9 protein-coding genes and 1 pseudogene are annotated in these 7,672 nt (G+C 68.1%); 9 read left to right on the top strand and 1 reads right to left on the bottom strand.

Annotated features, from left to right (window positions below):
* The 4 genes and pseudogenes from ACH13J_RS12090 to thpR form a co-directional block, all read left to right on the top strand.
* Positions 1-156 (top strand): annotated as a pseudogene (locus ACH13J_RS12090) (Holliday junction branch migration protein RuvA); the annotation flags it as partial.
* Between the two features lie 73 nt (positions 157-229).
* Positions 230-1,258 carry a Holliday junction branch migration DNA helicase RuvB gene (gene ruvB, locus ACH13J_RS12085; RefSeq protein WP_397543588.1) on the top strand — a complete coding sequence of 343 codons (1,029 nt, stop codon included), beginning with the start codon at positions 230-232 and terminating at the stop codon, positions 1,256-1,258.
* A gap of 95 nt (positions 1,259-1,353) precedes the next feature.
* A complete protein-coding gene (locus ACH13J_RS12080; protein ID WP_397543587.1) occupies positions 1,354-2,001 on the top strand; it encodes a hypothetical protein in 648 nt (215 codons plus the stop codon).
* Between the two features lie 7 nt (positions 2,002-2,008).
* Positions 2,009-2,578: an RNA 2',3'-cyclic phosphodiesterase gene (thpR, locus tag ACH13J_RS12075; protein WP_397543586.1), complete on the top strand. Its 570-nt coding sequence runs from the start codon at positions 2,009-2,011 to the stop codon at positions 2,576-2,578.
* Here thpR and ACH13J_RS12070 read toward each other — a convergent pair.
* Positions 2,575-3,381, bottom strand: a complete 807-nt coding sequence (locus ACH13J_RS12070) for a mechanosensitive ion channel domain-containing protein (RefSeq protein ID WP_397543585.1) — start codon at positions 3,379-3,381, stop codon at positions 2,575-2,577. The genes thpR and ACH13J_RS12070 overlap by 4 nt on opposite strands.
* A 122-nt stretch (positions 3,382-3,503) precedes the next feature.
* Between ACH13J_RS12070 and ybgC the strand changes: the two genes are divergently transcribed.
* The 5 genes from ybgC (at position 3,504) to tolB (ending at position 7,671) form a co-directional block, all read left to right on the top strand.
* Positions 3,504-3,890 carry a tol-pal system-associated acyl-CoA thioesterase gene (ybgC, locus tag ACH13J_RS12065; RefSeq protein ID WP_397543584.1) on the top strand — a complete coding sequence of 129 codons (387 nt, stop codon included), beginning with the start codon at positions 3,504-3,506 and terminating at the stop codon, positions 3,888-3,890.
* Positions 3,891-4,044: 154 nt separating this feature from the next.
* Complete coding sequence (tolQ, locus tag ACH13J_RS12060) at positions 4,045-4,740, top strand: protein TolQ (protein ID WP_397543583.1); 696 nt, start codon at positions 4,045-4,047, stop codon at positions 4,738-4,740.
* A 3-nt stretch (positions 4,741-4,743) separates the two neighbouring features.
* Positions 4,744-5,214 carry a protein TolR gene (gene tolR / locus ACH13J_RS12055; RefSeq protein WP_397543582.1) on the top strand — a complete coding sequence of 157 codons (471 nt, stop codon included), beginning with the start codon at positions 4,744-4,746 and terminating at the stop codon, positions 5,212-5,214.
* Positions 5,215-5,224: 10 nt separating this feature from the next.
* Positions 5,225-6,343: an energy transducer TonB gene (locus ACH13J_RS12050; protein WP_397543581.1), complete on the top strand. Its 1,119-nt coding sequence runs from the start codon at positions 5,225-5,227 to the stop codon at positions 6,341-6,343.
* The gene (tolB, locus tag ACH13J_RS12045; protein WP_397543580.1) at positions 6,340-7,671 is read left to right on the top strand and encodes a Tol-Pal system beta propeller repeat protein TolB; all 1,332 of its coding nucleotides are present in this window, start codon (positions 6,340-6,342) and stop codon (positions 7,669-7,671) included. The genes ACH13J_RS12050 and tolB overlap by 4 nt, the downstream gene beginning before the upstream one ends.
* Position 7,672: the final 1 nt, after the last annotated feature.

Here is a 7,672-nt window from a genome sequence, read left to right as displayed (position 1 = left end):
CGCGCACAGGCCGACGCCTTGTCGGCGCTGACCAATCTGGGCTATGCACCCGGCGAGGCGGCCGGAGCCGTGGCGCAGGCAGCCGGCGACGACCCGCAGGCAGAGGCGGAGGCGCTGATCCGCGCCGCGCTGCGCCTGCTGGCGCCGAAAGGGTAGCAACCATGGCGGCGCTCATCGGCCTTTGCAGGCCTCTTCGCGAGGAAAGCCCGCACGGGCTTGAGGAGCGTCCATGACCGGTCCCGACCCCACCTTGCGCCCCGATCCTCTGCCCGAGGACGCCGAGCGTGGCCTGCGCCCCCAGGCGCTGGAGGATTTCATCGGGCAGGCCGAGGCCAAGGCCAACCTTCGCGTTTTTGTCCAGTCCGCCCGCCAGCGTGGCGAGGCCATGGACCACACGCTGTTCCACGGCCCGCCGGGTCTGGGCAAGACGACGCTCGCGCAGATCATCGCGCGCGAGCTCGGGGTGGGTTTTCGCATGACGTCGGGCCCGGTGCTGGCCAAGGCCGGCGACCTTGCCGCGATCCTCACCAACCTCGAGCGGAACGACGTTCTCTTCATCGACGAGATCCACAGGCTCAACCCGGCGGTGGAGGAGGTCCTCTACCCCGCGATGGAGGATTTCGAGCTCGATCTCGTCATCGGCGAGGGGCCGGCGGCGCGCACCGTGCGGATCGAGCTGCAGCCTTTCACGCTCGTGGGCGCGACCACGCGGCTGGGGTTGCTGACCACGCCGCTGCGCGACCGCTTCGGCATTCCCACCCGCCTGCAGTTCTACACCGAGGACGAACTGCACGAGATCGTCGCGCGCAACGCGGCGCTGATGGGGGTCGAGACCGAGGCGGCGGGCGCGCGAGAGGTGGCCCGCCGCTCGCGCGGGACGCCGCGCATTGCCGGGCGGCTCTTGCGCAGGGTGGTCGATTTCGCCGTGGTCGAGGGCGACGGGCGCATAACCCCCGCGCTGGCCGACGACGCGCTCACCCGGCTGGGGGTGGACGCGCTCGGGCTCGACGCCGCCGACCGGCGTTATCTGCGGCTGATCGCCGAGGCCTACCAGGGCGGGCCGGTTGGGATCGAGACCATGGCCGCCGCGCTGAGCGAGGCGCGCGACGCGCTGGAAGAGGTGATCGAGCCCTACCTGCTGCAACAGGGCCTGATCCAGCGCACGCCGCGGGGCCGGATGCTGGCGCAGGGCGGCTGGCATCACCTGGGGCTGGAGGCGCCCCGGCCCAAGGGGCAGAGCGATCTGTTCGGCAAGTGACCCCCCCGTTCGGTCGATGTGCGGGCCGGCGGCCCGTCAGCGACATGACCGCGCGGGGGATTGCACTGTGGCCGCAGCCTGTTAAGCGGGTGACCATGACCGAGCCCATGTCAAGCGAACGGATCGAGGCGCTTTTCACGCGCGAGAGCGGCGACTACCTCTTTGCCCGTTGGGGGCGGCCCATCGTGCCGGTGGTGTTCGGGGTGGATGACCGCACGCTGGAAATCGTCAAGGGTGCGGTCGAGGCCGTGGTCAGCCTAGCGGGCCACCAGATGGCCGAGACCGACCCGGAACTCGGCGTCAACCTGATGATGTTCTTCTTCCGCGACTGGGACGAACTGTTGGAGGTGCCCGACCTGGACCGCCTTGTCGACGGGCTTGAGCCGCTGGTCCAGCGGCTCAAGAAGGGAGGAGCCAACCAGTATCGCGTCTTTCGCTTCGATGAACGGGACGCGATCAAGGCGGCATTCGTCTTTGTCCGCATGGATGCCGAGCTGGACAAGGTTCCCGCCGAGACGCTGGCGCTGAGCCAGGTGGTGCAGACGATCGTGCTGTGGTCCGACACGGCCTTCATGGATCGCTCGCCGCTGGCGCGGGCACCGGGTGCGGGAGATGACGGCGTGATCCTGCGCCCCGACATCGCGGCGGTGATCAGGGCCGGTTACGACCCGGTGATGCCGCCCGTGGCGCGCGACCCCGCCCATGCGCTCAGGCTCGCCGCGCGGGTCGGCCAGACCCAGTGAGCGCGGCATGGGGATCCGCAGCTTCATCGCCATCCCCGTCCCGGACGGGCAGGCGGGTGCGTTGTACAAGGTGCAGCATGCCCTGGAGGTGGGCCGCCCCGTCGCGCCGGAAAGCTGGCACGTGACACTGGCCTTTCTGGGCGAGCAGCCCGAAACGGTGCTCGAAGAGCTGCACGAGCGCCTGTCGGAGCTGTCGGTGCCCGCGTTCGGTATCCGCATTGCAGGCACGGACATATTCGGCGGCCGCACGCCCAGCCTGATCTACGCGGGCGTGGACCGTTCGGAGGCCTTGGTGCACCTGCGCGACAAGGTGCGCGCGGCGGCGCGCGGCGCGGGCGTGAACCTGCCGCGAGAGCGGTTCCGCCCGCATGTCACGCTGGCCCGCTTTCCAAGGAAGCTGACCATGCTGGAAACGCAGCGGATCGCCGGGGTGCTGGAGGCCTACGGCGATCTGGATGCCGGTACGATCGACGTGGACCATTTCGCGCTCTATCGTTCGGACCTGACGCGCGAGGGGCCGGTTTACGAGCCGCTGGCCGAGTACTCGCTCGCCCGGCAGGATGGCGTGGGGGTCTAGCCGGTCTTCTGGATTTCGACCGTGTGCGGGAAGGGGATCGAGATTCCGCCCGCGTCAAAGGCTTCCTTGACCGCCTTCGTCATGTCGAACTTGAGGTTCCAGTAGTCATCCGCATTGCACCACAGGCGCACGCCCAGGTCCACGCTGCTGTCACCGAGGTTGGTGACACGGACCCATGGCGCGGGATCGTCGAACACACGGGCGTCGGCCGCGGCGAGGTCCGTGATGATCTTCATTGCCGCGTCGGCGTCGTCGCCATAGTCGATGCCGAAAGTGAAATCGCAGCGCCGCGTGGGGTGGTGCGAATAGTTGGTGACCACTGCGCCCCATGCCTGCCCGTTGGGCAGGATGATCTGCACGTTGTCGGGGGTCACCAGCTCGGTCATGAACAGGTTGATGTCCACCACTGTGCCCGCGGTGCCGCCGATGTCAACGTACTGCCCGTTCCTGTAGGGTCGGAACAGGATGATCATGAACCCGGCGGCCAGGTCGCTAAGCGTGCCCTGCAGCGCCAGCCCGATGGCGAGCGTGGCGGCGCCCAGCACGGCCACGAGGCTGGTGGCCTCGATCCCGAACAGCCCCAGGACGGCCGTGAGCACCATCAGCAGGATGACCCACTTCGCGATACTTGCCACGAAATTGCCTATCGTGTTGTCGATCTTCAGGTTGGCGTTCACGCGGCGGCGGATCATGCCGCTGACGCCGCCGGCCACGATCCACCCGACGACGAGCACGGCGACAACCTTTGCCGCACTGATGACGAGCGGGCCGTAACCGCTCAAGGTATCAAGTATTTCTTCCATAATTCTCTCCGCCAGGAAATGCTCCGGCACGGGCCGGGAACGGGGCAAACGTGACCCTGTCGATCGCATATCCTCCACGCCGACGCTTCCGCAACCGTCAATCCGGCGCTAGGGTCAGTATCATGACACACCGCTTCGGCATGAATGTCTATTACGAGGACACCGACATGGGCGGGATCGTTTATCACGCCAATTTCCTCAAGTTCATCGAACGCGCCCGCAGCGAGTGGGTGCGGGAACTCGGGCTCGACCAGAACGCGATGCGCGAGGAGGGCGTGGTTTTCGCCGTGCGCCGGATCGAGGCGGATTACATGCAGCCTGCGCGCTACGGTGACGTGCTGGAGGTGCGCACCACCACCCGCTCGGTCAGCGGCGCGCGGCTGGTCATGGACCAGTCGGTGATGCGCGAAGAGCAGGAGCTTTTTGCCGCGCGCGTCACGATCGCCTGCATCACCCTGGCCGGACAGCCCGTGCGGCTGCCCGAAGGGATCCGCCGAAAGCTGCATTAGGCAGGCGTGGACGGCAAATATCCGCTTTCCGCCGTTTTGGCCGGTCCGCTGACGCGGATTTGATGGTGTTCGCAGTGGAATTCCGCTAGGCTGTCCGCCAAAAGGGCCGGCAAACAAGGCCAAAGGCAACGAACCGGATTTGAAGAGCAGGCAGATGGAAGCAGAGACTCTGGCAGTCGCGCAGGCCGCGGACTACTCGCTGTGGGCGCTGTTCGCGCGCGCAACCTTGATCGTCAAGATCGTCATGCTGATGCTGGTGCTGGCATCGTTCTGGGCGTGGTCGATCATCATCGAGAAGCTCATCGCCTATCGCCGCGCGCGGGCAGAGGCCGACCGGTTCGACGAGCGGTTCTGGTCCGGCGAGCCGCTCGACGAGCTGTTCGAGGAGATCGGCGCAGACCCGTCCGGCCGGTCCGAGCGCGTTTTCGCCGCGGGCATGATGGAATGGCGCCGGTCCCATCGTGACGATGGCGCGCTCATTCCCGGGGCAACGGCCCGGATCGACCGCAACATGGATGTTGCCATAGCCAAGGAGGCCGACGAGCTGCAGCGCGGGCTTTCGATACTTGCGACGGTCGGTTCCACCGCGCCGTTCATCGGGCTTTTCGGCACGGTCTGGGGTATCATGAACGCCTTCATCGAGATCGCGGAGCAGCAGAACACCAACATCGCCGTGGTGGCGCCGGGCATCGCCGAGGCGTTGCTGGCCACCGGCCTGGGCCTGTTGGCGGCGATCCCGGCGGTGATCTTCTACAACAAGCTTAGCGCGGATGCCGACCGCATCGTGGCAGGCTACGAGGCCTTTGCCGACGAGTTCTCGACCATCCTCAGCCGGCAGCTGGACAGCTGAGCAATGGGGGCGGGCGTCATTCAGAAGACATCGGAGGGGGGGCGCCGCCGGCGCGGCCGCGGACGCACGCGCCCCATGGCCGAGATCAACGTGACACCCTTCGTGGATGTCATGCTGGTGCTGCTGATCATCTTCATGGTGGCCGCGCCGTTGATGACGGTGGGCGTGCCGGTGGAGTTGCCCAGGACGGCGGCCGGCGCCCTGCCGGGCGAACAGGAGGAGCCGTTGACAGTCACCGTGGGCGCGGACGGCACGGTGACCATACAGACGACCGAGATCGCGCGCGGCGAACTGGTCAGCCGCCTGCGGGCCATCGCGGCCGAGCGGGACAGCGCCCGGGTCTTTCTGCGCGCCGACGGTGCGGTGCCCTATGCGGACGTGATGCAGGTCATGGGCGCGCTCAACCGCGGCGGTTTCGCCGATATCGGGCTTGTCACCGATACCGGCGGGCCGACGCTCGACGAGGAAGGCTGACGCGTGGCCGATGAAGACCGGACAGATCATATCCGGGGCCGCTCATGCCGGCCTCATCGCCTGGGCCGTCTTCGGCGGCGCCTTTCAATCCGAACCGCTGCCCTATGAGGTGACGGAGGTGACAGCGATCTCGGCAGAGGAATACGCCGCGCTGACCGCGCCCAAGCCCGAGCCCGAGGCGGCGGCGAATGTCGATACTCCCGAGCCGCCCGCAGCCGGGGAGGCGCCGACGCTGAATTCCCGGGCGGACAGCCCGCCGGAGGTCAGCCGCCCCGAGGCCACCGAGAGCGCGCAGCCCGATACAACGCCCGACGTCGAGACCCCCGCGCCACCGGCGCAGGCGGATGTGGGTGATGACCCGCCGGTGCTGCAGCCGCCGGGGCAAGACACGGCCGCGCTGGTGCCTGAGCCGCCCGAAAGGTCCGCCCCGAGCCCCGCGCCGCGCGTCGCCCCCGAGCCGGTGGCCCCGCCGGACCCAGATGTCCAGATCGACGACATCGACCGCGAGCGGACGGCGCCGGACGAGACGTCGGAACCGGTGGAAGAACAGGAACAGCCTACCGCCCGCGAGGAAGCCGCGACCGAGATCGTGACCGAGGCCGAGGAAGCGGATGCCGCACCGTCGCGCTCGCTCAGGCCGAGGTCGCGCCCGCAGCGCGCGGCGCAGGCCGAGACGCAGGACCCGGCCGAGCCCCCCTCGGAACAGGAGACGGCCACATCGCCCGACGTCGACGATGCCGCGGTGGAGGATGCCGTTGCGGCCGCCCTCGGCGGCTCGGGCGACAGCGCCGATACCCCCGCCGGTCCGCCGCTGACGGCGGGCGAAAAGGATGCGCTGCGCGTGGCGGTCGAGCAATGCTGGAATGTCGGGTCGCTCTCGACCGAGGCGCTTGGAACGACGGTCGTCGTGTCCGTGCGCATGGCCGAGGACGGGAGTCCGCTGACCGGTTCGATCGAAATGGTAAGCTCGTCCGGTGGCGGCGACGGTGCCGCAGAGCAGGCGTTTCAGGCCGCCCGCCGCGCCATCATCCGCTGCGGCGTGGACGGATATGACCTGCCGCCGGGCAAGTACGAGCGCTGGCGGGATATTGAAATGACATTCAATCCGGAGAGAATGAGGATCAAATGATGCGATACCTGCTGAGCCTCCTTGCGGCCTTTTCCATCCTTGCCTCCCCCGCCGCGGCGCAGGACGATGACGGGCCGCTCCGGATCGAGATCACCGAGGGCGTGATCGAGCCCTTGCCGGTGGCCGTGCCGACCTTTGTGGCCGACAGCGCGGCGGGACGCGAATTCGCCGAGCGCATCACGCGGGTGATCGCCGCCGACCTGACCGGTACGGGACTGTTCAGGGAAATCCCCCCCGAGGCGCACATCGCGCGGGTCACGAGTTTCGCCAGCCCGGTCCAGTTTTCCGACTGGAGGGCCATCAACGCCGAGGCGCTTGTCACTGGCGCGGTCAGCGTCGACGACGCCGGAAAGGTCGTGGTGCGCTTTCGGCTCTACGATGTCTTTGCCGGGCAGGAGATGGGGCAGGGGCTGCAACTCGTCGGCACCCGGCAGGGCTGGCGGCGGATCGCACACAAGGTGGCCGACCAGGTCTATTCACGGCTCACCGGCGAGGAGCCGTATTTCGATAGCCGCGTCGTTTTCATCGCCGAAACCGGGCCAAAGGACGCGCGCCGCAAACGGCTGGCGATCATGGATTATGACGGGGCCAACGTGTCCTACCTGACAGACGGGAGCGCGCTCGTGCTCGCCCCGCGGTTTTCGCCGACCGGGGACCGCGTGCTCTACACCAGCTACGAAACGGGGTTTCCGCGCATCTACGTGCTGGACGTGGCCAGTGCGCGGCGCCGGGCGCTGGAAACCAGCCAGGAGGGCACGATGAGTTTCGCGCCGCGGTTTTCGCCCGATGGGCGGACAGTGGTCTACAGTCTCACCCGCGGCGGCAACACGGACCTCTACGAGATGACCATCGCCACGGGGCAGAGCCGCCGGCTGACCCGCGCGCCATCCATCGAGACGGCGCCGAGCTTCAGCCCCGACGGCAAGCGGATCGTGTTCGAAAGCGACCGTTCCGGCACGCCGCAGCTCTACATCATGCCCTCCGGCGGCGGCGAGGCCGAGCGGATCAGCTTCGGGCAGGGCCGGTACGGCACGCCCGTCTGGTCGCCGCGCGGCGACCTCATCGCCTTTACCAAGCAGTCCAAGGGCCGGTTCCATATCGGCGTCATGCGCACAGACGGCAGCGAGGAACGGCTGTTGACCGCGTCGTTCCTCGACGAGGGGCCCTCCTGGGCGCCGAATGGGCGCGTCATCATGTTCACGCGCGAAACCCGCGGCGCGCAGGGCCGCTCGAGCCTTTACACGGTAGACATCACCGGCCGCAACCTGCGGCAGGTCTCAACCGGCACCGGGGCGTCGGACCCGTCTTGGTCGCCGCTGCAGGAGTGAA

The sequence above is a fragment of the Roseovarius salis genome (assembly GCF_044472985.1).
GTDB lineage: Bacteria > Pseudomonadota > Alphaproteobacteria > Rhodobacterales > Rhodobacteraceae > Roseovarius > Roseovarius salis.
The sequence above is the reverse complement of the archived record's forward strand: the minus strand, read 5'-3'. Positions and strand labels throughout refer to the sequence as shown.

Bases quoted from the DNA above. Each gene is read 5' to 3' on its own strand.
- ruvB (WP_397543588.1), top strand. From the start codon at position 230: ATGACCGGTCCCGACCCCACCTTGCGCCCCGATCCTCTGCCCGAGGAC.
- ACH13J_RS12080 (WP_397543587.1), top strand. From the start codon at position 1,354: ATGACCGAGCCCATGTCAAGCGAACGGATCGAGGCGCTTTTCACGCGC.
- thpR (WP_397543586.1), top strand. From the start codon at position 2,009: ATGGGGATCCGCAGCTTCATCGCCATCCCCGTCCCGGACGGGCAGGCG.
- ACH13J_RS12070 (WP_397543585.1), bottom strand. From the start codon at position 3,381: ATGGAAGAAATACTTGATACCTTGAGCGGTTACGGCCCGCTCGTCATC.
- ybgC (WP_397543584.1), top strand. From the start codon at position 3,504: ATGACACACCGCTTCGGCATGAATGTCTATTACGAGGACACCGACATG.
- tolQ (WP_397543583.1), top strand. From the start codon at position 4,045: ATGGAAGCAGAGACTCTGGCAGTCGCGCAGGCCGCGGACTACTCGCTG.
- tolR (WP_397543582.1), top strand. From the start codon at position 4,744: ATGGGGGCGGGCGTCATTCAGAAGACATCGGAGGGGGGGCGCCGCCGG.
- ACH13J_RS12050 (WP_397543581.1), top strand. From the start codon at position 5,225: ATGAAGACCGGACAGATCATATCCGGGGCCGCTCATGCCGGCCTCATC.
- tolB (WP_397543580.1), top strand. From the start codon at position 6,340: ATGATGCGATACCTGCTGAGCCTCCTTGCGGCCTTTTCCATCCTTGCC.